15 protein-coding genes are annotated in these 25,459 nt (G+C 58.0%); 9 read left to right on the top strand and 6 right to left on the bottom strand.

Annotated features, from left to right (window positions below; translation table 11 throughout):
* Positions 1-26: 26 nt before the first annotated feature.
* The gene (locus A9Q02_RS10895; protein ID WP_172450878.1) at positions 27-2,270 is read right to left on the bottom strand and encodes a CapA family protein; all 2,244 of its coding nucleotides are present in this window, start codon (positions 2,268-2,270) and stop codon (positions 27-29) included.
* Positions 2,271-2,336: 66 nt separating this feature from the next.
* Between A9Q02_RS10895 and A9Q02_RS10890 the strand changes: the two genes are divergently transcribed.
* Complete coding sequence (locus tag A9Q02_RS10890) at positions 2,337-3,374, top strand: phosphodiester glycosidase family protein (RefSeq protein ID WP_097653022.1); 1,038 nt, start codon at positions 2,337-2,339, stop codon at positions 3,372-3,374.
* Between the two features lie 43 nt (positions 3,375-3,417).
* Here the strand turns inward: A9Q02_RS10890 and A9Q02_RS10885 are convergent, their stop codons facing one another.
* Positions 3,418-4,761 carry an LCP family protein gene (locus tag A9Q02_RS10885; RefSeq protein WP_172450876.1) on the bottom strand — a complete coding sequence of 448 codons (1,344 nt, stop codon included), beginning with the start codon at positions 4,759-4,761 and terminating at the stop codon, positions 3,418-3,420.
* Between the two features lie 572 nt (positions 4,762-5,333).
* Here A9Q02_RS10885 and A9Q02_RS10880 point away from each other — a divergent pair.
* The 4 genes from A9Q02_RS10880 (at position 5,334) to A9Q02_RS10865 (ending at position 16,489) form a co-directional block, all read left to right on the top strand.
* Positions 5,334-7,679: a S9 family peptidase gene (locus A9Q02_RS10880; RefSeq protein WP_097653019.1), complete on the top strand. Its 2,346-nt coding sequence runs from the start codon at positions 5,334-5,336 to the stop codon at positions 7,677-7,679.
* A 96-nt stretch (positions 7,680-7,775) separates the two neighbouring features.
* On the top strand, positions 7,776-9,980 hold the full coding sequence (locus tag A9Q02_RS10875; protein ID WP_172450874.1) for a Gmad2 immunoglobulin-like domain-containing protein: 2,205 nt from the start codon (positions 7,776-7,778) through the stop codon (positions 9,978-9,980).
* Between the two features lie 186 nt (positions 9,981-10,166).
* Complete coding sequence (gene carB, locus A9Q02_RS10870; RefSeq protein ID WP_097653016.1) at positions 10,167-13,448, top strand: carbamoyl-phosphate synthase large subunit; 3,282 nt, start codon at positions 10,167-10,169, stop codon at positions 13,446-13,448.
* 83 nt (positions 13,449-13,531) lie between these two features.
* Positions 13,532-16,489: an ATP-binding protein gene (locus A9Q02_RS10865; protein ID WP_097653015.1), complete on the top strand. Its 2,958-nt coding sequence runs from the start codon at positions 13,532-13,534 to the stop codon at positions 16,487-16,489.
* A 99-nt stretch (positions 16,490-16,588) separates the two neighbouring features.
* Here A9Q02_RS10865 and A9Q02_RS10860 read toward each other — a convergent pair whose 3' ends face one another.
* Positions 16,589-17,692: a DUF4351 domain-containing protein gene (locus tag A9Q02_RS10860; RefSeq protein WP_097653014.1), complete on the bottom strand. Its 1,104-nt coding sequence runs from the start codon at positions 17,690-17,692 to the stop codon at positions 16,589-16,591.
* Positions 17,693-17,815: 123 nt separating this feature from the next.
* Between A9Q02_RS10860 and argS the strand changes: the two genes are divergently transcribed.
* The 4 genes from argS to A9Q02_RS10840 are packed head-to-tail and all read left to right on the top strand — an operon-like array spanning position 17,816 to position 22,375.
* Positions 17,816-19,543, top strand: a complete 1,728-nt coding sequence (gene argS / locus A9Q02_RS10855) for an arginine--tRNA ligase (protein ID WP_097653012.1) — start codon at positions 17,816-17,818, stop codon at positions 19,541-19,543.
* Between the two features lies 1 nt (position 19,544).
* Complete coding sequence (locus A9Q02_RS10850) at positions 19,545-20,339, top strand: HAD-IIA family hydrolase (protein WP_097653011.1); 795 nt, start codon at positions 19,545-19,547, stop codon at positions 20,337-20,339.
* Between the two features lie 29 nt (positions 20,340-20,368).
* Complete coding sequence (locus A9Q02_RS10845; protein WP_097653009.1) at positions 20,369-21,229, top strand: hypothetical protein; 861 nt, start codon at positions 20,369-20,371, stop codon at positions 21,227-21,229.
* Positions 21,230-21,238: 9 nt separating this feature from the next.
* Positions 21,239-22,375: a methanobactin export MATE transporter MbnM gene (locus tag A9Q02_RS10840; RefSeq protein ID WP_216361501.1), complete on the top strand. Its 1,137-nt coding sequence runs from the start codon at positions 21,239-21,241 to the stop codon at positions 22,373-22,375.
* 134 nt (positions 22,376-22,509) lie between these two features.
* On the opposite strand, the gene A9Q02_RS24220 is transcribed toward A9Q02_RS10840, so the two are convergent.
* The 3 genes from A9Q02_RS24220 to A9Q02_RS10830 all read right to left on the bottom strand — a co-directional run bounded on the left by A9Q02_RS24220 (position 22,510) and on the right by A9Q02_RS10830 (position 25,296).
* Positions 22,510-22,674 carry a hypothetical protein gene (locus tag A9Q02_RS24220; protein ID WP_172450872.1) on the bottom strand — a complete coding sequence of 55 codons (165 nt, stop codon included), beginning with the start codon at positions 22,672-22,674 and terminating at the stop codon, positions 22,510-22,512.
* Positions 22,675-22,683: 9 nt separating this feature from the next.
* The gene (locus tag A9Q02_RS10835) at positions 22,684-23,415 is read right to left on the bottom strand and encodes a ZIP family metal transporter (RefSeq protein WP_097653007.1); all 732 of its coding nucleotides are present in this window, start codon (positions 23,413-23,415) and stop codon (positions 22,684-22,686) included.
* Positions 23,416-23,631: 216 nt separating this feature from the next.
* A complete protein-coding gene (locus tag A9Q02_RS10830) occupies positions 23,632-25,296 on the bottom strand; it encodes an AbgT family transporter (protein ID WP_097653005.1) in 1,665 nt (554 codons plus the stop codon).
* Between the last annotated feature and the right edge of the window lie 163 nt (positions 25,297-25,459).

Below are 25,459 nucleotides of genomic sequence, written 5' to 3'. Positions count from 1 at the left end.
AAAGACGCTGATCATGTTACCAGAAACTACTGCCGTCCAAGCAACTCCTTCAAGAGATCATCATCATCATCATCCGACCTGGGGTGAGGAGGAGGCGCGGGTGGCGTCGAGCCTTTCGGGGAGGATGGGCGCACGGGAACACGGCGCGTCGTACCAGTCTCAACGGTGGGCAAGCCATCCTCAGCAAGAGGTTGCGCTGGATCGGGAGGTGCTGTTGAAGCCGCAAACCGTTCGTGGGCCGTGCGGCGATGGCGATAGCCCTGCCGACTCAGACGGCGGCGGTAGTTCTGCCAATCGTTGATAGCCATGACGATCAAGGCGATGAGCGCAATGACGAGCCCTGCAATCACCACAAACGCAAACCAGCCGGGTGAACCTGCGGTTGCCTGAGCAAGGATTTCAACGAGCCCATCAGAACCTGGTTGCACCACAGCCGTGTCTGGTAACGGTGAAGCAGGGGCGACAGGTTGACTCACTGCTCCTGGGGTCGGTAGTTGACCGAGATGTGGACAGAGCATCGCAGCGCCGCCGAGGGCACGAAGTTCGGCCCCAAGCAACCCTGCGCGCACCTGATCAGAGAGCGGGGCATCGGGAGACACACCGGTTGCCAGTTCAAAGCGCGCACGTTCAAAATACTGTACCGTTGTCGGAACCCCAGTCGTCGGATGGTCTTCATTGAGCGAACCACTAATTGGATAGCCAAAGATATTCAATCCGCCATACTCCAGATAAAAAGCACGAAAACGGGGATCAGCAAACGCATCACGGGCCTCAAGATCGGTACGGCGCTCGACCGGCAGACCAGGATAGCGCCGCTGGAAGGTTGCGGTACCAAGCTGCGTACCGACGACCCGATAGGGCCAGGGCTGTTGGGCGTGCCATTCGAGGCGTTGGCGCTCAGTGTAGAACACGGGCACAGTCGTGGCGCAATCACCTCCTGGCTCATGTGTGATGTCACCGAGAGGCAAGCCAAGAACAGCAATGGCATCGGTCAGTGGGCGGGGTGCGAGGCCTCCAAGGGTCTGATAATGCTGCGCGAAATCGCCGGGGATGGGATGTCTTGGCACCTCGGCCAGACGCACCTCTGGGCAGACCTCAATGCGTGTTCCGGGTTCAGGTGGCAATGCAGGAACCTGGCGTATGCCGGTGGGATCGCGCATGATGGTGCGCACATGGTTCATTACCCGCTCGTCTTCACCGGGGCGCAATGGGGCCGGTCGCGTATCGGCCTCGATATGGATCGTCGGCAGATAGCGATACCCGGTGATACGGACGGTTCCATCGCTGGCACGGGCGAGGCCGACATAGAAGATGACCGACGTTGCGGCAAACGACTGCGACTGAAAGGCCCCCTGTGATGCCAGGAAATTGGCGAGCGAATAGATCACCAGGGTTGTACGGTCGCCATTGACCAGCAGATCGACTGGTTGCAACGTATGGGGTTGGGCCCCGAGGATCACATCGGCACCCGCTGCGGCGAGGCTCTGGGCGGCTTCGATCTGGCTCGCGTGGGGATAGAACTCATACTCGAAGCCCCAGTGGGTGGCGACGATGACCAGATCGGTTTCGCGGGCCGCCTGCGCCACTGCATCAAGGACGCTCTGGCGAACCCCGCCCTGTTCGCCATATGCATTGCGCTGATAGAGTAAATTGACTTGTTGAAACGAATCGGGAATGCCATTGGTGCCCCAGGTCGCCGCGATAAAACCAATGGTTATGCTCACCCCATCACGGGTCAAGGTCAGCGGTAGATAGGGCGGGCGTTCCGTCGCCGTACTGGGTACTGCCCCGTGATGGGCAAGACCATTGGCATCAAGGACAGCGAGGGTTGCATCGAGACCTTCGGGGCCGCGGTCGAGGATATGATTATTGGCGGTCGAGACGAGATCGATCCCGGCATTGCGGAGGGCTGTTGCGAGGGCCGGATTATAGTTAAAAGCGGGATAGCCGGTATAGCCAGCGCCAGCTAGCATCGCGCCATCAAAATTGGTATAGGCAAGATCGGCGGCCTGCAAAAAGGGGCGCACGGCATCAAAGAGCACATCGTACCCCAGCAGCTCACCGACGGCCTGAATATTTTCGTGGGGGAAGGTATCACCGGTGGCCGCGAAGGTGAAATGGATCTCGTCACCATGGCCACACTGATTGGCCATGGTGAGGGGCAGATCCAGTCCGTCGCTGCGCTGGGCCGCCACAGGATGTGGCCCGAGCAGCAGAAGAAGGACGAGTAAGATAAGGCTTTGACTGGTGAGAGGGTGTTTATTGCACATACATGCTATAATACCACAAGGCTCAACTGGAAGGCCGCTCATTCGCGTTTGTTCTATAATACACCCATGAGTCTTCGTCGTGTACAGTACCTTGCGCTATTGCTTGTCCCACTTGCCGTGCTCGTCATGGTTGTGCAAGCTTTTTCAGGCAGCCGAGCGACTCTCTCACGGTGGGGGTTTGCGTCAACCGAACAGGGTTCGCGAGGGGCAGACGCGCTGGTGGGACGAGCCAACGCGGTGGTTGGAATGATGCAACCGGCGGCAAACGAGCAACTTGAAGCCTTCAACCGTGACAGCAGCCTACAAGAGCGGGTCGCTGAGGGGCGGGTGGAATGGTACCGGCGGCCAGTGGGTGGTGGCGAACTGGCCTACATTGTTGTGCGGCTTGATGAGATGGTGCATCTCGAACTGATTACGGCCGATGGTGCGCTTCCTGGCAGCGATGAGCATGGTGACACCATCTGGTTGGATCGGCAACGCCACCTTGCGACGGTGGCGACGATGGCCAATGCCCCGTATGCACAGCGTGAAGGTCTGGAACTGCTCGCCGCGATGGCCTTTGGCTTTCACGGGGCTGTCCGCACGTCCAATGAAGGAAGTGTTGTGATCAACGGGGTGATCCACCGGGTCAACGCAGGGCGAGGGGTGCTCTGTCTCACCTATGACCAGCGGGCGTTGATCGGGCTCTTTGATGCGACGGCACTTGCCGCCTGTTGGCAGGCTGTCGGTGGGGGGCCGGTGATCCTCTGGGAGGGCAAGATTGCCAATCCTGAGCGCATTGAACCTGGTGACGGCGAGCTTCCGTTTAACCCGTTGAACGAAGATTTTGTGCAACTCGACTGGCGGATCATGATCTATCAGGGCACCTATCCGAAAACGGCTGTCTGTGTAGGTGATCTTCCCAACGGGCACTCGTTTGTCGTGCTGGCGAACAGCCGGGGGATCACCGGGATCGAGCTGGCGCAGGCATTGCGGGCGATGGGATGCCGGGATGCCCTTGGTGGTGACGACGACACCTCAACGCAGGCGACCTGGCGCGGGCAACCGATCTGGCCCGGTTCGCCGCGAGCAGTCCCTGATGCAATCGGGGTGTACGTGCGTTGATCCGTGTTGACGCAAAGACGCAGAGACGCTACGTTTTGACACATCACTGCCCAACGAGTTGGCTACGGACAAGTTGAAGCGCCCAGGATGAGGTCGTGATGGCATACTGATCGCCGGGAAGCCCGACGGTGGTCAGGTTTTCGTCGAGAGTATAGCGCTCAACATCTTCAGGTGAAAAGTTGCGAAAAGCCCAGGCCAGACCGATCATCTCTTCAAGGGAAAAATCGGTCACCATATGATCGCGTAACGCGGTACTCAAATCAGAAAGCATCTGGGCCTGGACAATAATATTTTGGTCACGCACCCGGCTCATAATCGCCTGAATAACTTCTTGCTGGCGGCGTGAGCGCGCATAGTCGCTGTCGGGATGCCGGATACGGCTATAGATCAGGGCCGAGTACCCGTCCATCCATTGTGTGCCCGGCAAGAAATGGGCCACCATATAACCATAATCAATGGTTGGATACATTGGATCATAGAGTTCAGTTTCGACATTGATCTCAATGCCGCCAATTGCATCGATCGCGGTCATAAAAGCCTGGAAATCGGCGCGTACGACATAGTCGATGGGGAGATCGAGGAGGTTACTGACCGTTTTGCGGGCAAGCTCGATCCCCGAACCAGCCCCAGGATCAAGGCCGCTGTAGGCCGTCATCGCATTGATGCGTGCCCAGCCATAGCCCGGGATTTCCACAATAAGATCGCGAGGGAGTGAGAGCAGGGCGATCCGCTGGGTATCAGGCTCAACCCGTACGATCATAATCGCATCAGACCGATTCTGCCACCCCTCACCGGGCCGTCGGTCGCTGCCAAGCAGCAAAATATGTTGTGGTTGCGTGCTTGCTGGCACCACATTGATCGTTGGGATCAGGGTCGGCAGTGGCACCGTGCCATCAATGGTTGGCAGCCTGATAGGGGTCGGACTCAGGTCTGGTGGGGCCGGATCAGTGGTTGGTGAAGGTACCATCACAAGCCCGGCATCTGGTTCTACTGAAGGCGCAAGATAAGGGACAGCGGTCGCTTCGATGGGGAGGCTCGAAGGGGTCATCAGCGCCAGGGCTGTTGCAATAGCGATTTCGGTTGCCGCAATGGCAACTGCTGGCGTCGGCGTTGGTGAAGGAAGCAATAGTTCGGTGCCAACAGCGTCTGTTGTGGCAAGCGACGTTGGCACTGAAAAGCCCGAAGATTCGGTAGGGACAACGAGGGCAGGTGTGACTGCACGAGGAGCCGCAGGTGCCACTTGCATGGCCGCTACATTCTCACGAATCGTATACGCGGCACGGGCCACTCGTCCGGCGGTGAAGCCCAGGCTCAAGGCCAGGGCACCAAGCAGACTTATGACGACATAGGTAAGCCAGGGTGGCGGGCGCCGATGCGGCGACAACACTGCCCGACGGCGCCTGAGTGGTGGCGGTGGTTCAGGGCTATCCATTAGAAGCGAAGTGAGGAGATCGGAAGCGTCATGCTCGTTTGGGGTCACGCCATATAGTGGCACCGGGTTTGCGGGCGGCAGGGCCACTGGCGCGTCCGCGTGAGGTGCGGGTACGTCCGTGTAGGTTGTCGACCCGTCGGGGCTGAGGGGTGATGCGGCTGGTGCCGGGTTTTCGAGCGGGCGGGCTGTCGGCGCTTCGAGGTGAGCCACTGATGTGCCCAGGGTGGTGGGCGCGGGCCGTGGGCTCACTAGGGGCGTGATATCTGTAAGGTAGGCACGACACTCAGGACACTGAGCGATATGAAAACCAAGTTGTTTTCGCTGTTGATTCGTAGATCCAGGTCGAACACCTGCATCGATCAAGCTCTGCGCCTCACGACACTCCATAACTGACAATCCTGCTGTTCGTGGATGGGTTAGACAAGGTTGCAAGGTACCTTAGTAGTCTGTTCAGTATATCATTTTCTGACAAAATCTGGTATGATAGCCACATTTCAATGCTGACTGATGTGCAAGAAGGAGTGCATATGCGTCTCCACACATGGATGTTCGTGCTGCTGATTGTGGCAATGGCTGCCAGTGTGACGCCTGTCCAGGCCCAGACAGGCCCCAACAATGTTGTGTCAGTTCGTTTCGATGAGAAACGTCCGCCGGATCTTTTGAGTGAAGAAGAAGTTGAGCGTATCGCACGACTCCAGGGTGAGACTGTCTACACCGTACCGTCAAGTCCAGTGAGTCCCGATGATCAGACCATTCTTTATACATCGGATGAGACGATCGGCTTTTTGAACATTCAGGATGGATCGACCGTCGTTATTGATCCGGAACTCTTCGGGCCATTTATCCCCCTCCCCTTGCTTGGTTTTTCTGATTTTGCGTGGCTCGACAACGAGACGCTGGGTTCAGTCGCGCTTGATCTTCGTGCCTTTGAGCCTGAAGATGCGTTTGTGAAACTGGGGATCAATCGGTCGACCCTCGAGTTGAGCGTGATGCCGCTGCGGTTGCCTGTTGATACAGGGCTTGTCTCGATTTCACCCGACCTGAACCGGTTTTTGCTCGTACTCTTTCCTGAGGAAGCAGCGGGCGAGGAGGATTTTTCCAAGCCAGTACGGGTGCGTATTGGACACCCGCGACCCGCAAGTGCGATAGTGACGGATCGTCCGGTTGCACCTGCGGCGATGCAGGGACGGATTGCCCAGGCGCAGCGCCAACATGCCGTCGCGTTGCAGCGGATGTGGATGATGCAAGAGGGTGATGAGACCGAGACGGTGGCGGTTACGCCAACCTCGCTTGATCTGTTGCTCTACACCGTTGACCAGGGTTCGCGGTATGTAACCACAATTGATATTGCCTCGGCGTTGGCAAGTGCCGTCTGGACACCAGATGGCAACCAGTTGGCGTTTTCGATTTATGGATTGGCCGATTTTGAGGATCAGCGTTTTATCTTTGATGGTGCCCTGCTCTCGGAAGAGGTCTACCGTGACGTGACCGGCAATCTGCCCCCGTCGATCAATCCGGTGTTGCAGAATAACAACACGTATGTGATGGATACGGTGAGCGGTGCCGTGCAGCTTTTGCAGCCCGACAAAGGTGCTGCCGCGCCGCCGGTGCTCTTTGCGAGCGACTGGTCACCTGATGGTCAGGTATTGCTTGTCGAGGCTTGGCACCCGGCACGCATCCGTGGGCGCACGCACCCGATCTATGCGTTGCAGTTCAGTGAGCGGCTTTCGTACCGTTTCTATGACCGTCAACTCCGTGAACTAGGGCGGTTTGAAAATAATCTCTTTAGCAGTGCGGCCTTTGCGAGTGTCGTCGGTGAAATGGTCTCGCAGGATGAGCTTATCTTCCGTGCGGCCCGTGGGACGGATCGCCATGTCTATTACTACAACCGACGCAGTGGCGAAGTGCGCAACCTGTCGAATCGTGCAGGGGCCTATTACAATGTCTTTACCACGAACCGTAGCCGCCAGATCGTCTTTACGCACACCTCGTTTACCGAGCCGCCCGACATCTATCGGATGGGTTGGGATGGCCGCGGTCTGGCCCGTCTGACCTGGGTGGGCGAAGAGTTGCGCGTGTTTGCGAATCTCCGCCAGGATCCGGTGAGTTTCCGGCTGCCAAATGGGCAAACGCGGGTTGGGGTGCTGATTCAACCGGCTGGAGCGGCCTTCCCGCCACGCAATGTGCCGATTATCGTGTGGCAACAGGGTGGCCCTGGGTCAGCGATGATCAATCGGTGGTTGACGAATGTGGAAGATCCGTATGCGTTGCTGCCGAGTATGGGCTTGGCCTTGCTCGTCACGCCGGTAGCGGGGCGTCCTGGGTATACGCCAGCGATCTTTAATAGCCTGGCTGATGGCAGCAATTTTGGGGCAATTGATATTGACGAACAGGCTGCGATTGTGCGCGAGATGATCCGCCGTGGGTGGACACGCCAGGGCAGGGTAGGCATTACGGGGTGCTCGTACGGCGGCTACTTTACCTTGCAGAGCATTGTACGCCACCCAACGCTCTACAGTGCGGCCAATCCGCAGTGTGCGCTGGTTGATACGATCACCGAGTGGAACCGTGGGTATGCCTCGCTGATGCCACATTTGATGGGGTTGCCCCCCTTTACTATCCCGCAAGAGTATCAGAACGACTCGCCGTCGTACAATGTTAGCCGTATTCGCACGCCTGTCCTGACCTTCCACGGTACGGGTGATTTCCTGCCGATTGTGCAGAACGAGAATCTGCATCTGCAATTGGTCAATCGTAAGGTGCCGGCACGGATGGTCAAGTTCTTTGGTGAGGGTCACGGCCTCTTTGATGACGAGAATCAACTCTATGCGGCGCAAGAGCAAGTAAGTTGGTTCCGGCAGTACTTGCGTTAAGTCGGTCGTTAGTGAGAGCAAACGTTGAAGGACAGGTCAACTGTGAGCGTCGTTTCGCAGTTGACCTGTCGATTGTGAGGTACTACGATGTGCCATGTGCACAAATATGTACACTGGTGGCAATGGCGATGGACGATGGTGATGCTGGGGCTTGTATTGCTGCTGAGTGGTTGTGGGTTTGGGGGAAGCACTCCGACCCCAACCCCTGAGCAGACGACGCCCGTGCCGCCACGACGAACGATCACGATACTGAGTCCGACAACAGATGCTACGGTAACCAGTCCAATTGTGGTCACTGGTGATGTGACGATCATGCCCTTTGAGGCCAATCTGAACTACCGCCTCTTTGGGCCAGGCGGAGGTTTGCTGGCCGAGGGCTTCTTTACGGCCGAGGCGCTTCAGGACGATCTGGGGGGCCCAGGCGTCTTTGCTGGTGAAATCCCCTACACCCTTGAGCAGGGTGGGCCGGGGCGGATCGAGGTGCTAGAGATCAGTGCGGCTGATGGTTCGACCATGGCGATTGCCTCGGTTTCGGTGAATCTGAGTCCGTCAAATGGCGCGACGGGGGAAGGGGAACCAACCCCTGAGCCACAGGCCCAGGCGATTACGCTTGACTCACCGCCACCAGGGACAACCGTTGGCAGCCCGGTAACAATTGCCGGGCGCACGACCGTGCCCCCGGCGGGCAACAGTCTGACCTTTGTGATGCGTGATGCGGCAGGCACTATCATTGGCAATGGGGTCTTCCCGGTGAATGTTACCGCCGAGGGACAGGGGAGCTTTACGGCTTCGATTGGCTTCAATCCTCCCCTGGAGGGTGGCGCGGTGACGCTCGAAGTGCTTGAGCCAGGCGCACCGGGGGCACCAGCCGTGGCAAGTACCCAGTTGGTGATGGTGGTTGCACCGCCCCAGGCGATCGTGGTCGAGTCACCGCCACCAGGGACGACTGTGGGCAGCCCGGTGACTCTGACCGGGCGCACGGCGCGTTTCCCCTTCCAGGGCAACTTGCTCTACCGGGTCTTTGATGCGGCTGGCCGTGATCTGGGCAATGGTTTCTTCCCGGTGCTGGGGGCCGAGGGAGGGCCGGCCATTTTCAATGCGTCGGTCACGTTTAATTTGCCAGTGACTGGTGGACGGATCACGATTGAAATTGCCGATCAGAATGCAAGCACCAACGAGATTATTGCTTCGGCACGGCTCGACCTGAATGTCGCACCGCAAGCGCAGGCCATCATTATCGAGTCACCGCCTGCGGGAACGACGGTGGGCAGCCCAATGACGATTGCTGGACGCACGGTGCAGTTGCCACCCAACAGTCAGTTGACCTTCCGGGTACGTGATGTTAATGGGCAGCAACTTGGTACCGGGCAGTTTGGCGTTAGCGGCTCGCAAGAGGGTGGTGGTCGTTTTAATAGCCAGATCTTCTTTAACCTACCCCAGGGCGGTGGTTCGATCAACCTCGAGTTGCTTGAGCTTGACCCCAACACCGGCCAGGTGATGACGAGTGTGACGCTGCCGCTGAATGTGGCCGGCCCACCGACACCAACGGCGACGCCAGCCCCTACAGCGACGCCAGCCCCTACAGCGACACCCGTTCCACCGCCGACGCGCCAAGCGATCACGATCGAGACCCCGCCGACCGGGACAACTGTTGGCAGTCCAGTCGTCATTACCGGACGGGCGGCGCTCTATCCGCAGTTCCGTGAGCTCTACTATGTCGTGCGCACCCTGACCCGTGAGACGCTTGGGCAAGGTAGTTTCCCGGTCGCGGGGCAGACGGGGCAAGTCAATGTCCCCTTTACCGCCTCATTGAACTTTACCGAGCCGGTGCAGGGCGGGGCGATTGCGGTCGAGATCTATGATCGCGATGGGGCCGGACAGATCATCGCGAGTGCCATCGTGCAGTTGCAGGTCAACCCACGAGCGCAACCGCCGACGCCAACGAGTATCGGGCCAGCGGGGGATCAACAGGTCATCAATGTCACCTCACCGGTAACCGACACCGTTGTGGGTAGCCCGGCGATCTTTGATGGCACGACAGCGCTGGCACCTTTTCAGAGTCGCCTGGTCTACACGGTCACAGATGCGGCGGGCAATGAGCTTGGTAAAGGCGAATTGAGTGTCCGCGAGGTGCCGGGGATCGGGTTTGTCTTTAGTGGGCCGGTGCTCTTTACGGTGCCACCAGCGGGAGGCGAGATCACGGTACGGTTGGCTGACCAGAATGACCGATTGCTGGTGCCGTTTGCTGAAACGAGCATCAGGTTAGTGGTGGCCCCGCCACCACAGCCACGGGCACCTTGATGGATGGTCGCAAAAAAATGCCAGCTTTGCTGGCATTTTTTGCGATGAGGAGAATTTGCAAGCAAAGCCAGGGGTTAGACCACTGGCCTTGCTTGCGACAAGCGAGGCAGACGCAATGGTATAATCGGCCTCGACAGAGGCATACTCGAGTGTGCCTACGATCAGCGAGAGGAGCGAGACCACAGAATGCCCAGGCGCAACGATCTTACTACTATTTTAATTATCGGGTCGGGACCGATTGTGATCGGTCAGGCCTGTGAGTTCGACTATTCGGGTGCTCAGGCGTGCAAAGCCTTGCGGGAAGAGGGCTATCGTGTGGTGCTGGTCAATTCGAATCCAGCGACGATTATGACCGATCCGGGGCTAGCCGATGCAACCTACATTGAGCCACTGACGGTGGCGAGTGTTGAACGCATTATTGCCCGCGAGCGTCCTGATGCGCTGTTGCCGACGGTTGGCGGTCAGACGGCGCTCAACCTGGCGGTAGACCTGCACGAGGCTGGCGTCCTTGAGCGCTATGGCGTTGAGTTAATCGGGGCCTCGGTCGAAGCGGTACGCATTGCCGAAGATCGCCAGCGCTTCAAAGACAAGATGATCGAGATCGGGTTACAGGTGCCCCGCTCGGGCACCGTGCATAGCGTTGATGAAGCCATGGCGCTGATCGGTCAAGTCGGCTTTCCGGCGATCATTCGCCCTTCGTTTACCCTTGGCGGGGCTGGTGGCGGCATTGCGTATAACCTCGAAGAGTTCAAAGAAATTGTGGAACGGGGCCTCGATGCTTCACCAGTTAATCAAGTCTTGATTGAAGAGAGTGTGCTCGGCTGGAAGGAATTCGAGCTTGAGGTGATGCGCGACCGAATGGACAACGGGGTGATCATCTGCTCGATTGAGAATATCGATCCAATGGGCGTGCATACGGGTGACTCGGTGACGGTTGCCCCGGCGATGACGTTGACGGATCGTGAATACCAGCAACTGCGTGATCAGGCATTGGCGGTGTTGCGTGCGGTTGGTGTCGAGACGGGTGGCTCGAATGTGCAATTTGCGATTAGCCCGACCGACGGGCGCATCTATGTGATCGAGATGAATCCGCGGGTATCGCGTTCATCGGCCCTGGCCTCGAAAGCGACTGGCTTCCCGATTGCCAAAATTGCCGCCAAGCTCGCGATTGGCTATACGCTTGACGAACTTCCGAATGATATTACACGGGAAACCCCAGCGAGTTTTGAACCAACGCTTGACTATGTGGTGGTAAAGATCCCGCGCTGGACCTTCGAGAAATTCCCGCAAGCCGATCAGACCCTGACGACTAGCATGAAATCGGTCGGGGAAGTGATGGCGATCGGGCGTACCTTTCCCGAGGCTTTTCAAAAAGCCTGGCGCTCGCTCGAGCAGGGACGCCTGGGTTGGGGGGCCGATGGCAAAGACCAGATCAACCCCGAGCGCGTGCGCGAGCGGCTGATCACGCCCAATCCTGAGCGCTACTTTTATCTGCGCTACGCGCTGCAGAGTGGCATGAATGTGGCGCAAATCAATGCTCTGACCCATATTGACCCCTGGTTCCTGGAACAGTTCGAGCAGATCGTCAACCTCGAAGGCCGTCTGCGCGCCTTTGATCTTAGCAATGTCCCGGCTGACCTGCTGCGTCAGGCGAAACGGATGGGCTTTGGTGACGCACAACTTGCCTATTTGCTGCGTGCGCCGAGACTGAGGCATGCGTGGGACGCTGAACTTGCGGTACGAGCGCGCCGCAAAGAGTTGGGGATTTTTCCTACGTTTCACCGGGTTGACACATGTGCCGCCGAGTTTCCCGCGTTCACGCCCTATCTCTATTCAAGCTACGAGAGCGAAGACGAGGCTGAGCCAAGCACACGCAAAAAGGTGATCATTCTCGGGTCGGGGCCGAATCGGATTGGACAGGGCATCGAATTTGACTATTGCTGTGTCCACGCCGTCTTTGGCTTGCGGAGCATCGGCTACGAGACGATTATGGTCAACTGTAACCCAGAAACAGTCTCGACCGATTATGATACAGCTGATCGGCTCTATTTTGAGCCATTAACGTTGGAAGATGTGCTGAACATTGTTGATCTGGAAGAACCAGATGGTGTGCTGGTACAATTTGGTGGACAAACACCATTGAAACTGGCCCGGGCACTCGAGGCTGCTGGTGTGCCCATCTGGGGAACCGCGCCCGACTCGATTGACCTTGCCGAGGATCGCGATCGGTTTGGGGCGCTGCTCGGGCGGCTTGACATACCGGCGCCTGCGCATGGCAGTGCCACCTCGGGTGAAGAAGCCCTGGAAGTTGCCCGCACCATCAGCTACCCGGTGGTTGTTCGGCCCTCGTATGTGCTGGGAGGGCGGGCCATGGCGATTGTCTATGACGATGAAACGCTCGAACGCTACATGCGCGAAGCGGTTGACGCCTCACCTGAGCATCCCGTCCTGATCGACCGTTTCCTCGAAGACGCCTTCGAAATGGATGTAGATTGTGTCGCCGATGGCAGTGAAGTTGTGATTGCAGGCATTATGGAGCAGATCGAGCTTGCCGGGGTGCATAGTGGCGACAGTGCGTGTGTTATTCCAACCTATATGGTGGCCCCGGAACATGTTGCCATGATGCAAACCTATACGGTTCAACTGGCTCGGGCGCTTGGAGTCGTCGGGTTGATGAATGTTCAGTACGCCATGAAAGACGGCATTGTCTATGTGCTGGAAGTGAATCCGCGGGCGTCGCGTACGATCCCCTTTGTCGCCAAAGCGACGGGGACACCGTGGGCGCAGATTGCGGCGCAATGTGCAGGCGGGGCGCAGCTGCGGCTTGATGATCAGTACCTGCATGTTATGGTACCGGGTCAGACCGAGCCGGTGATCAGTCACAAGCTTGACACGGGTGAACACAACCAGAAATACCACGTCAAAGAAGTTGTCTTGCCGTGGGCGCGGTTCCCTGGGGTAGACACCCTGCTTGGCCCCGAGATGCGCTCGACGGGGGAAGCTATGGGGAGTGGAGCAACCTTTGGCGAGGCTTTTGCCAAGGCGCAACTAGGGTGTGGACAGGATCTTCCGCTCAGTGGGAAGGCCTTTTTGAGTGTCAATGATCGTGACAAAGCCTCGTTGCTCCCGATTGCCCGCGACCTTGCGGCGATGGGCTTCGAACTCTTGGCGACGGGAGGCACGGCGGCGTCTCTGCGCGAGCACGGCCTGACGGTGACTTCGATTTACAAGGTGAACGAAGGGCGACCGAACGCGGTTGACTATGTCAAGAATAACGAGATTGCGCTGATTGTCAATACGCCCCTCGGCAAAGCGAGTTTCTTTGACGAAGTTGCGATCAGGCGTGCCGCGATCACCTATGGGGTACCAATGCTGACCACCCTGTCGGGGGCTGCTGCCGCTGTGCAGGCTATCCGTGCGCTGGCTGACGATGTCTGGACAGTTCATAGCTTGCAGGAGCGCATATAGGCTTGCTATGTCTGACTATTACTAGATCTCTGCGCAATGCGTGCGATCCACGGCATTGCGCAGACTACCCTTAGACAAGCCCGATGATGATGTCTCCCATCTTTCGGTATCTTCGGTACCTACAGATCGGCGCTGTTGCCTTTGCGATCAGCATCAGCCTACTCGCGCTAGTAGGCTGGATCGCCGATCTTCCTCTTCTGGCGCAATTGCACCCGGCCTTACCCCCACTGAGACCGTTGAATGCTGGGATGTTGCTGATTGCAACATTGATGCTGCTTGTGCCAGGACGTCTGACGCGCCTCCTGGCAGGCGTGATGATTGGCAGTGCCGTTGTCCTTGGCGTGCTCTATCTCAGCACTTTCTTGTGGGATGGTCTAGTGCCGGTGTTTGAGGTGGGATCGGCTGGCTCGCCGCTTGCCTTTGTGCCGATGGTCATCTTGACGATCCTGCTTGTCGGGGTAGCTATATTCTTACGCGAAAACCCAACCGAGCGCAACGTTCGGCTGGCGCAACTCTGTGCCCTGGGGTTGGCTCTGTATGGGCTGATTGCCATTATGAGCTTTTTGCCAGTCAGTATGAGTTTGCGTCCACTTGCGCGTGGCACGTCGCTGCATGGTTCAGTGGCTGTCTTGTTACTGGCGCTTGCCGGGCTCACGATGAACCCTGACCGTGGGTCTATGGCCTTGAGCTTGCGTGCAAGTCAGGGTGGACAGATCCTGCGGCGGCTTGTGGCAGGCAGCTTTGTGCTCTTGCTGATTGGGTGGCTCGTGGCCTGGATTACCTGGCAGACAGGTTTTAGCGGAGCGATCCTGGGCTTGATCATAGTGATCATAGGCAACCTGTTCCTCTTTTATCAGGTGGCGCACGCCTTTGATCGCATCGATCAGGAACGAACACAGGCTGAAAAGCGGCTCGAGGCGCTCAATCGCGACCTGGAGTACCTCGTGAGCGAGCGTACCGATGACTTGGAGGAACGCGAAGCGCAACTTGGGGCGATTGGCGACAACCTGCCGGGCGTTATGCTCTATCAAGAACTCGTCGTTGACAATGGTTCCGGACGTTTCACCTATGTCAGTGCTGGTGTCGAGCAACTGTCGGGCTCTACGCCAGCGCAGGCGCTCAAGAAGCCAGAACTTCTCTACGAGTTACTGGTTCCCGAAGATCGTCAGCGGCTGCATGAGGCCGAGCAGCAGGCCCGTGCCGCCTTTGCCCCGCTCGATATAGAGGTGCGGAAAATGACCCCGTGGGGCGAGCGGTGGAGTCGGATACGCCAACGACCGCGGCGACTTGATGCCCACCATGTGCTGTGGGACGGCATCGAGATGGATATTACGAGCCAAAAGCAGTCGCAGCTCAAGGTCGAACAGGATCGGCGCTATCAAGCCGTCCTCTTTGCATGCTCGCAGATCTTGATTCGACCGGTCAATACCCCGGTCGAGCGCGAGCAGGTGTTGCGTGAAGCCCTGGGAAGCTTGCTTGACGGGATTGATGTTGATCGCATTGTCTTGCTACGAGGCGTACGTGATCCCGAGTTGGGTCTTTGCCTTGATCAAACGATAACGATAGCGCGCCCTGCCTTTTTGCTGCCCCCGCATCAACCGTTGCCGCGCCTGCCCTGGAACAAGATCCCGGTGCAGTTCCGGATTGATCCTCGTCAGGGCAGAGCGGTTAGTGGCACGATCGAGAGCCTACGCACCCAGGCGCCAGAGTTAGCCGCGTTGATGGAGCCACTTGGCATCGCATCATTTCTCTTTTTGACGATGCAGACCGGAGAAGAGCTTGCCGGTGCCCTTGGCTTTTACCATTGCACCACAGCCCAGCGTTGGCAAGAACAGGATTACATCTTGTTGCAACTGGCAACCGGACTGATCGGGAGTACCTTGCGACGCTGGAAGCACGAAGAGGAACTACGCGAGCGCGAAAGTCTGTTGCGGACACTCTTTGATATCTTGCCGGTTGGCGTCTCAATTGTTGACCCAAAACGACGGCCTCTTCAGCTTAATCGTACCGTTGGACAGATTCTGGGGATGGAGGTGAGCGAAATACTGGCCGGGGGTTACCGGAAGATCCAGTATCTTTACCCCGATGGCGTGCCGATCCCCTTCGACGCTTTTCCAACGATCCGTGCGGCCAACGGTGAGATCGTGCGTGACGCCGAAATCGGCATCATCCGACCGGATGGCAAACGGCGCTGGGCAAGCATCAGCGCCGCACCGTTGCCCGTTGCGGGCATGGGGTCGGCCATTGTCACCCTCGACATCACCGCACGCAAAGAGAGTGAAGCCCAACGCGAACTCATCCAGCGCAAACTGCTAGAAGCGCAACGACTCGAGAGTCTCGCCATCCTAGCGGGCGGCGTTGCCCACGATTTTAACAATATCCTCTCGACCATCCTGGGCTACGCCGAGCTCGCCCGCCTCGATACACCGCCGGGGAGTGAGGTTCACGACAGTCTGAATGCAATTATGCTGGGGGCACGCCGTGCCGCCGAACTGACCGCACAGATGCTTGCGTATGCAGGGCGCGGGGCATTTCATCTTGTCCCGGTTGACCTCAACCTCATTGTGCGCGAACAGAGCGAACTTATTAGGCTCACGCTCCCACATACCATTGCGATCCACTACTGTCTCGAACCTGATCTGCCCCTGATCCACGCCGATGAAACCCAGCTCCGCCAGATGCTACGGAGTCTGCTGACCAACGCGATTGAAGCGATCGAGGCAATGGAGCATGGGGAGATTACCGTGAGCACAGGCCAGTGCGATCTAACAGACGCGATCCTAAGGCATGCCAGTATCAATGCCGCCGAGCCGGGCCGCTATGCCTACCTGGAGGTTCACGACACCGGGTGTGGGATCGAAGCAGTGGCCCTTCGTCGTATTTTCGATCCCTTTTTCAGTACCAAGTTCACCGGCAGAGGACTTGGTCTGGCTGCGGTGCAGGGCATCGTGCAGGCGCATCATGGGGCGTTAAGCGTGGAGAGCGAGCCTGCGCAGGGGAGTCGCTTTCGCATTTGTCTCCCATTTGCCACCAATGAGTAGTATCTGGCGGTAGACGCGAACGGGGGCCGGGCGTGGGGGCCGGGCGTGGGGGCCGGGCGGCGCCGTGCCCGTACGTTGCTTTGCCTGCAGGAGGCCGGCTTATTCCGATGGGCACATGCGGGCCAACCAGTTTTGGAGATCATCCAGACTCGTAAAATCGAGCAGGCTCTCACTCAAGTCCAGGAGATGTTCAGGGCTCAGGGTGACGAGTTGATGCTGCACCGGCTCAGATAGTGGCCCGCAACGCCGAGTCAGTTGGCGCAGTACCACAGTTTGCAGGGTCTGGTGGCGGCCTTGCTCAAGCCCCTTCTCGATGCCTTGCTCAAGCCCCTTCTCGATGCCTTGCTCAAGCCCCTTCTCGATGCCTTGCTCAAGCCCCTTCTCGATGCCTTGCTCAAGCCCCTTCTCGATGCCTTGCTCAAGCCCCTTCTCGATGCCTTGCTCAAGCCCCTTCTCGATGCCTTGCTCAAGCCCCTCGGCAAAGGCAAGTTCTTCGATACTGGTCACAAAGGTGTCCATCTGGGTCTCCTCCTGTTCAATGAGGCGCATTGTAGCACGAACCGTCGCGTGCATGCGCGGGTCGAGGCGCAGCATCTGATCGAGCACGCGATAGAGTCGGCGCATATCGGTGGCACTGTATCCGTTGCGGAAGAAGGTGCGAAAGCGGGCCAATTTGCGCCGGAGGCGTTCCTCGGGTTGCCCCCGAGTCGCCTGCGCGTCGCGATGGATCAGGATGACCATCGCGATGGGGGTGCGGCTGGCTTCGAGCATTGTCAAGTCAAGATCCAAGAGTTTGACTGTGGGGAACTCAAGCCGCACCACGCACCCGGCCTCGGCGTAGCCAAAGGAGCGCGGGTGCCACCCCGGTTGGTCATCGCTCAAGACGGCGAGGCTGATCACCGGGTGGCGTTCGCGGACGAAGATCTGGGCGTGGTAACAAAACATGCGTTCGGCGAAGGTGGGATCGCGCTGGGACTGGACTTCCAGGTGCATGAAGATCGTGCGTGGCGTGCCATCGAGAGCCTGAACCTGCACGAGTTTGTCGATGCGGTGCTTGCCGCGATTGACATCTGGGTCAAGTTGCTGCAGTTCGGTATCCCGGAAGATGACGGGTTGCTGCCAATCCACGGTGCGCCAGACCGCCGGGAAGAGCAGTTCGAGCAACGGGGCGACGTAGCGTGTAGGGGCGCAGCAGCCCAACATGGCCCGCCCGTTGAAGGAACGCCCCTGTGATGGCTGCTGCGCCCCTACTTACGCACGGCAATGGTTGCGCCAAATGGCGAGCGGCTTTATACTGACACCGTGTGTACAACTGGAGAGACAAGCATGAATTATGCGTTAGAACGCTTTACAACTGAGGTTCGCGAGGCGATTGCGGCAACCGGTCAGGCCGAAGTGGGCCAGATCGAGTTGACGACGCCCAGGCCCAATATTCCGGCGGATCTGGCCTTTCCGACCTTTCGTCTGGCGAAAGAACAAGGCCTGGTCGCCCCACAATTAGCAACTGATCTTGCGGCAGCGATCCGGGTGGACGACAATAGTCTGATTGGCAAGGTGGAGGCTGTCGGGCCATTTTTGAACTTTAGTATGCACCCTGAACGCCTGGCTGTCACGGTGCTCAACGAGATCTTCGCTACAGGAACGTGTTATGGCACCCATCGCGATGGGCATGCTCAGCGCGTTGTGGTTGATTATTCGGCCCCGAATATTGCGAAACGGATGCATGTCGGTCATATCCGCTCGACGATCATCGGGCAGGCGATAGTCAATCTTTATCGTGCCCTAGGGTACGAGGTCATTGGTGATAATCATCTGGGGGATTGGGGCAAACAGTTTGGGGTTGTGTTGGCATCGATTGAGCATGAAGGTAAGCCCGAGGGTGTTGGCGAAGCCGCGTTGGAGGCACTCGAGGCCCAGTATGCCCGTTTTGCCGCTGCGGCGAAAGATGATTCCGCCCTCGACGAGCTTGCCCGCCAGTGGTCACTGCGCCTTGAACAGGGCGACCCGCAGGCCCGTGAGCTCTGGCAGTGGAGTGTTGATCTGACTATGGAGGCGGCCCAGCGCAACTATGATCGGCTGGGCGTCAAGATCGACCATGCCTACGGCGAGAGTTTCTATGAGCCAATGCTGGCTGGGGTGATCCAGGAAGCCCTTGACTGCGGGGTAGCCTACCGTGATGCGGGTGGGGCGGTGGTGATCGAGAACCTGCAGAACCTGCCCACCTTCTTGCTCCAGCGCAGTGATAGCGGCACCCTCTATATGACACGCGATGTGGCGACCATCGTCTTTCGTATGCGTGAGTTTAACCCCCAGAAGATTGTCTATGTCATCGGTGAACCGCAGGCCCTGCATTTGCGGCAGCTCTTTGCGTTGATGCGGGCGATGGGGTACGCGCAAGAGGTGGAGTTGACCCACGTTGCCTTTGGCACGGTCTTTGATGCCCAGGGGCAGCCGCTCTCGACGCGACGGGGCAATATGGTCTATCTCGAAGCGCTGCTTGATGATGCGGTGAGTCGGGCACGGGCGGTGGTTGAACGCAAGAGCCCCGATCTGCCTGAGGCCGAAAAGGATGCTGTGGCTGAAGCGGTCGGCGTCGGCGCCGTGGTCTATAATGATCTCTATCAAGATCCTAAGCGCAATATTACGCTCGATTGGGAGCGGATGCTGGCAACCGAGGGCAATAGTGCCACGTATCTGCAGTATAGCTATGCCCGTTGTCGTTCGCTCTTGCGGCGAGCACGTGAGGATGGCGGCGAAGGCCCGGGCGGTGAGCTTTCCTTGCTGGTGCATCCCTCTGAGACACGTCTGATCAAACATCTCGCCCGGCTCCCCGAGGCAGTGCGCGAGGCAGGCGCGCGCTATGCGCCGTTTGTCGTAGCCGATTGGTGTTATACCACGGCGCGTGAGTTCGGCGTCTTTTTTGAACAGTGCCCTGTCCTCAAGGCGGAAACAGCGCTGTTGCGGGGGGCCCGTTTAAGCCTGGTCGCTGCCACTGCGCAGGCATTGCACAATGGTCTGAGCTTACTTGGCATTCAAGCACCAGAGCGGATGTGATATGGATATTCTACGTTCGATCCGTGCGGTTCTCTTCGATATGGACGGCGTGCTCTACCGGGGCAAGCAGGTGCTGCCCGGGGTACACGAACTGCTGAATTGGCTCGATCAGCGCTCGTTTGGCTATGGCTGCATTACCAATAATGCCTCGCTGACCCCGGCGCAGTATGCCGATAAACTTGCGGCCATGGGCATCACCATGCCGCCCGACCGTGTCATTACCTCGGCGGTGGCGACAGGTCGTTATTTGCGCACGACCTATCCTCTGGGGACGCGGGTGTTTGTGGTGGGCATGCAGGGTTTGCGTGAGGCGATCTTTGGGGACGGCTATTTTGTGGAAGATACCGTCTTGCCTGAACTTGTGGTGCAGGGGGCCGATTTCACCCTCACCTATGAGACCCTGCGGCAGGCGACTCTCTTTATTCGGGGCGGGGCGACCTATATCGCCACTAACCCGGATAAGACGTTTCCGTCGGAAGAGGGCTTGATTCCGGGGGCAGGGGCGGTGACTGCGGCGCTTGTTGCGGCGACTGACGTGGTACCGGTGGTAATCGGTAAACCGCAACCAACGATGTTTGCGATCGGGGCTGCCATGCTTGGAAGCACAGTGGAGCAGACGCTGGTCGTTGGTGATCGCCTTGATACGGATATTGCCGGTGCGCTCGCCGCAGGCATGCCCTCGGTGCTGGTGTTGACCGGGGTCAGTGGACGTGAAGAAGCCACAACAGGTTCGATCAAGCCTGATGTGATCATCGCCGATCTTCCTGCATTATTGTCAAGTTGGTGTGCATTGTGAGAAGCAGGTTGCGGACACGATCTTCGTTGATGGCGTCAATGTTCCTCGTCGCATATGATCGTGCGACGGTCTTGACGATGCTGCGCGACTGGACACCCCGGCAGTTACGTGATGCGTTGCGGGCGGGGACCTTTGGTAGTTCACTCTCGGCCATTGAGGCCCGTGAGCTTGATCGGCTGTTGACCGATTGGATGCAACGTGCGCTTGGCGCGATGCCACTGCGTGATGCATTGATGGTTGATGCGCAACGTAGCCATCGGGTGCATACGCTGATATGCATTGATCTGACGGTTGCGTATGAACCGGTGCCGGTTGCCTTGGCCTCGTGTTTGCCTGCTACCTCGGTTGAACTGAAGGCCCTGCCCGATGAGTTGGCTGGGCTTCCCGCCATGCTAGCAATTGCGGAAGAGGCTTGCACGCAGGGACTGGCCCTTGCTCTGATCAAGGCAACCGAGGGCTATCCATACCCTGATCACCTCGAACAACTGGTTCCTCCGCCACCTGCCGATCCTTATGCGGCACCACTCTTTGAGCAACCAACTGGTTGGCGACGCCGCATTGCTCTCTTGTTGGTTGTGGCTGGTGTCGCGCTCTTGAGCATACCCCTGTTGATCGGGCGCATTCCCGAGCATCCAGCGGGCGTGCCACTGGCGCTGTTGACCCTGGGCCTGCTGGTTGGCATTCGTGCGGGCCTCGCGGGCTTTGCCGGTGGTGTCTGCATCTGGCTGGTCGCAAATTTACCCAATTTTCATCATGATGCGCCGATCTTCGAATTGCTCTGGCCGGCCCTTCCTTTGATGTTTTTGGGCTTGTTCTTGCTTGGGCTTGATCGCCGGGTACGGGGGATGTGGCACGTGGTACGGCAGCAATTTGGTGCTTTGCGTTCGTAAATGATGTTGATGCGTAGAACACTTATTGCAGTTGTGCTTGGTCTGCTCGTGCTCGCAGGCGGATGTCGTGCGACCGTGCCTGAAACGGCTCAGGTGTTTGACTGGGCTCTGCCTGCCGCATGGCCGTTGCCCGAGGTACCAGCCGCTAACCCGATGGAGACGGCGAAGATCGAACTGGGCCGGGCCCTCTTTTATGAAGAGCGTCTCTCGGGGCCAGCGACGGTTGCCTGTGCAACGTGCCATATCCAGGCGCTGGCGTTTACTGATGGCCGCGCTCGTGCCGTCAATGCAACTGGCACGCTCCATCACCGCAATACACAGGGACTTGGCAATGTCGCCTATGCACGCACGCTGACGTGGGCGCAGCCAGAGCTCACGACGCTTGAGCAGCATCTTGAGCGGCTCTTTGCGGGCACGGCCCCGGATGAAATGGGTGTAGCGGGTCAACAGGCCACGATCCTGGCGCGTCTGAGGCAGGATGGCGTCTATCCGCAGCGTTTTGCGCGAGCGTTCCCGCATGACCCTGACCCAATGGGTTGGGAGCAGATCTACAAGGCGTTGGCGGCGTTTGTGCGTACGCTGATCACGGCTGACGCACCGTATGATCGCTATCAGGCTGGTGACGCAACCGCCCTTTCACCAGCGGCGTTGCGTGGGGCACAACGCTTCTTTGGGCCTGAACTCGGTTGTGCGCAGTGTCACGGCGGCTTCAACTTCACCGGCTCGACGCGGGTACAGGGCGAGTCGGTCGGGGCCGTTCCTTTTCACAACATCGGCCTCTACAACCTTGATGGCACAGGGGTGTATCCGGAGGGACAGCACGGACTCGCCGAGGCTAGCGGAAACCCGGCAGACATGGGCCGCTTTCGGGCTCCGAGTCTGCGCAATGTGGCCCTCACTGCTCCGTATATGCACGACGGCAGGGTTGCTACGCTGGAAGAGGTCATCCGGTTGTATGAAGCCGGTGGACGGCAGCTGACCGAAGGGCCGTATGCTGGCGACGGGCGCCAGAACCCCTACAAGAGCAGCCTGATCACCGGCTTTGCTCTGACCGATCAAGAGCGCGCTGATCTAATCGCCTTCCTCGAAGCGCTGACCGACGAAACGTTTGTCACCGATCCGCGTTTCAGCGATCCTGTTGAGTGAGGGTGCCAGCCCTCAACCTCTGGTGTTGACCAGGCCAGCATCGACATCCCCTGCTGTCACTTCAGCGCATACTCGGTGCCAGCCCTAGCCTTCTCGTATCAACCAGGCCAGCGTGGCTGGCCTGGTTGATAGTTCTACCCGCCACCAAAGATCAAATAGATCACCGACGGCAACATCACCAGCAATGCTACCGCAATCACCAAAAACCGGCGCAGGCGATCAGAAAGGCCCGGGGTCGCCTCAATTGCAGCGATCACCAGTGAAGCGAATAAAAGCGCATAGAGCACATAGAGACGCATATCTTTTCCTTATTGCAAACCGAGCGTCATCAACGCATAGAGCGAAATACCGCCGACAAATAAGACCCCAGCAAAACCCGGTTCGCCCTCTTTATTCGCTTCGGGGATCATCCCCTGGGTAATCGTCGTGATCAAAAACCCGGAAGCGAGGGCTACTAGGATCAGTCGTACCTCGAGGGATTGATTGCGCAAGACCAGATAGCCGATCACCGCACCACCAATGATGGCAGCAATAAAGAGAAACGAGAGCAGACGACGGCGCCGACGAGGAACGCCCTGGCGTTTCGCCGTCGCCGTAATGACAAACGCAAGCGGTGCCGTGCTGATTGACATACCAAGCGCGAGCAACAGACCAGTCTTGATGGTCAATGTCGAGCCGATGCCAATGACCATCCCATCAATCAGCAGATCAACGAGAATGCCAATATAGAGACCGAGCGAAGCAGAATTATCCTGGGCAAGATCAGGTTTGCTAAGCGCCCAGACCGAGACATATTCAAGGATGACGTAGAGGAGGCCCCCCACAAAAAACGCCCCGAGTACCCACGTTAATGGGCCGAGACGGATCGCGGGAGGCATCAGACTAAAGGCGACCAGGGCCATAATCACGCCTGCCGCAAACTGAAGGGCTGCACTAATGACCAGATGGGGAACCTCGAACGCCTCGGCAAGCGGGGCACCCAGATAGGTGAAGAAAGCGGCGATGCTGGCAATGATGAGGACAAGTTGAAATTCAGTCATGATCCTCGTACATCTGTGATGGCCGTTGAGACTCATGCAGCGAACGCAGGGTGCAGCAGCCAGTTTCGCTGGCTACTGCGCCCTGCGGAAAAAGCTGCGTAACTGTTCACATGAGGGGCAACAGGCAACCCTGCGAGCGAGGGCTTCCACCCTCGCTCGCACCCCGAGGGCGGGAAGCCCTCGCTCCCAGGCGAAGGGTGACGAGAGGCAACGCTTCTACACATTGACAGGGTAGCCCGGGCCGAGTGGAATACCAAGCAAGAACCAGACCACAAAGAGCAGGATCCAGACGATGGCGATCACAAGCGTGTAGGGGATCATCAACGCGATCACGGTACCAAGGCCGGCATCTTTCTGATACTTCTGGGCCACGGTGACAATGAAGGGCAAATAGACCATCAACGGGGTGAGCACATTGGTCGGCGAGTCACCAATCCGATAGGCCGCCAAGACGGTCTGAGGGGCAACTTCAAGACGAATAAAGAGTGGAATAAAGATCGGGGCAAAGATAGCCCATTTGGGCACGACACCGGGAATGATAAAGTTGAGCAGGATAATGACGAGAATCATGCCGACAAGCAGAGGCAAAGCCCCAATATTGGCCTGTTCCAGTGCATTGGCCAGCACGACCGCAATCACGCGGGGCAGGTTGGTATAGTTGAAGAAGGCGATGAACTGACTGATCATCAGCAGCATAAAGATCAGCCCCGAAAGACCGGCAAAGGTCTTGGTAACGGCACTGATCACATCATTGCTGCTCTTGATCGTCTTCGCTCCGAGCCCATAGCCAATGCCTGAAATAAGAAAGATGAGCGAGATAATGAAGATCAGGCTATCCATAAAGGGCGTGGTGCCGATCAGATTGCCGGTCACGGGGTGGCGTAGTGGGGCACCCGGGGGCAGCGAGAGCAGCAGCACAACGCCGAACACAATCAGGAAGCCATAGAGGGCGTATTGCAAGCCCCGCGCCTCAGCTTTGGCGGCCTCGGGATCGAGCTCCTCATCACCGATCAAACCTTCGCCCTCGTACTTGCCCAGCCGCGGCTCGATGATGCGCTCGGTGACAATGACCGCGACAACGGTCAAGATCAGCGTTGAGGCCACACTGAAGAAGTAGTTGGCCGTCACGGTGATTGGAGCCCCGCCGGCCAGCCCAATCGCCTCATTAGTAATCTCGGTGATCATGCTATCAATGGGCGTAATGAGCACATTGACCGCAAAGATCGCGCTGACGCCAGCGAAGGCTGCCGCCATACCGGCTAGTGGGTGGCGCCCCAGGGTGAGGAAGGCCGTTGCTGCAAGCGGGATGAGGATCAAGTACCCAGCATCTGAAGCGACACTGGAGAGCACGCCGACGAGGATGAGAATGAAGGCGATCAGATTACGCGGGGCCACTTTGACCAGTTTGCGAATCAGCGCCGCCATCATGCCAGCCTGTTCGGCAACACCGACGCCAGCCATCGCGACCAGGGTGACCGCAACCACCCCAAACCCGGCAAAGTTCGCGACAAACGACGAGAAGACAAACCGTAAACCCGGTACGGTGAGCAGACTCTGGATGGGAATCGTCTGTTCTTCAATAATGAATTCGGGAATGTAGGCAGGTTGCCCCGTATACACATCATAGGCAACGATCGAACCACCGAGCGCATCACGTACATCGCGCAAGATCTCAATAGGCACCGGTATCGCGATCTCTTCGGTCACGCTGACGCGAAACATGTAAAGGATTTGCGACAGCACAGCAATAATCGCGATCAAATAGAGGAACATAATGACTGGATGGGGGACTTTATTGCCCACCTTTTCAATGCCATCCAGCAATTTCTGCACAAATCCACCCTCACCTGGTTCTTTTGACTTGGTCGTTTCTGCAGCCATTGATGCCTCCTGGCGTTCGTCTGATGATCACTGAGCTTGTAGTGGCACGCCACTATGCTTCTAGAACGTTAGGGCTTTCACCCTCAAAACTCGTGCGTATGCTAGCGAGAAGAACCAGCAAAACTGGTTCTTCTCGCCAGCATACGCACGACCCCCTATCACC

Source organism: Candidatus Chloroploca asiatica (genome assembly GCF_002532075.1).
Classification (GTDB): domain Bacteria; phylum Chloroflexota; class Chloroflexia; order Chloroflexales; family Chloroflexaceae; genus Chloroploca; species Chloroploca asiatica.
Note: the sequence above shows the minus strand (reverse complement) of the source record. Positions and strands in the feature narration are given on the sequence as shown.

Bases quoted from the DNA above. Each gene is read 5' to 3' on its own strand.
- A9Q02_RS10890 (WP_097653022.1), top strand. From the start codon at position 2,337: ATGAGTCTTCGTCGTGTACAGTACCTTGCGCTATTGCTTGTCCCACTT.
- A9Q02_RS10845 (WP_097653009.1), top strand. From the start codon at position 20,369: ATGGCGTCAATGTTCCTCGTCGCATATGATCGTGCGACGGTCTTGACG.
- A9Q02_RS10895 (WP_172450878.1), bottom strand. From the start codon at position 2,270: ATGTGCAATAAACACCCTCTCACCAGTCAAAGCCTTATCTTACTCGTC.
- A9Q02_RS10880 (WP_097653019.1), top strand. From the start codon at position 5,334: ATGCGTCTCCACACATGGATGTTCGTGCTGCTGATTGTGGCAATGGCT.
- A9Q02_RS10865 (WP_097653015.1), top strand. From the start codon at position 13,532: ATGATGATGTCTCCCATCTTTCGGTATCTTCGGTACCTACAGATCGGC.
- argS (WP_097653012.1), top strand. From the start codon at position 17,816: ATGAATTATGCGTTAGAACGCTTTACAACTGAGGTTCGCGAGGCGATT.
- A9Q02_RS10840 (WP_216361501.1), top strand. From the start codon at position 21,239: ATGCGTAGAACACTTATTGCAGTTGTGCTTGGTCTGCTCGTGCTCGCA.
- A9Q02_RS24220 (WP_172450872.1), bottom strand. From the start codon at position 22,674: ATGCGTCTCTATGTGCTCTATGCGCTTTTATTCGCTTCACTGGTGATC.
- A9Q02_RS10835 (WP_097653007.1), bottom strand. From the start codon at position 23,415: ATGACTGAATTTCAACTTGTCCTCATCATTGCCAGCATCGCCGCTTTC.
- carB (WP_097653016.1), top strand. From the start codon at position 10,167: ATGCCCAGGCGCAACGATCTTACTACTATTTTAATTATCGGGTCGGGA.
- A9Q02_RS10850 (WP_097653011.1), top strand. From the start codon at position 19,545: ATGGATATTCTACGTTCGATCCGTGCGGTTCTCTTCGATATGGACGGC.
- A9Q02_RS10860 (WP_097653014.1), bottom strand. From the start codon at position 17,692: ATGTTGGGCTGCTGCGCCCCTACACGCTACGTCGCCCCGTTGCTCGAA.
- A9Q02_RS10830 (WP_097653005.1), bottom strand. From the start codon at position 25,296: ATGGCTGCAGAAACGACCAAGTCAAAAGAACCAGGTGAGGGTGGATTT.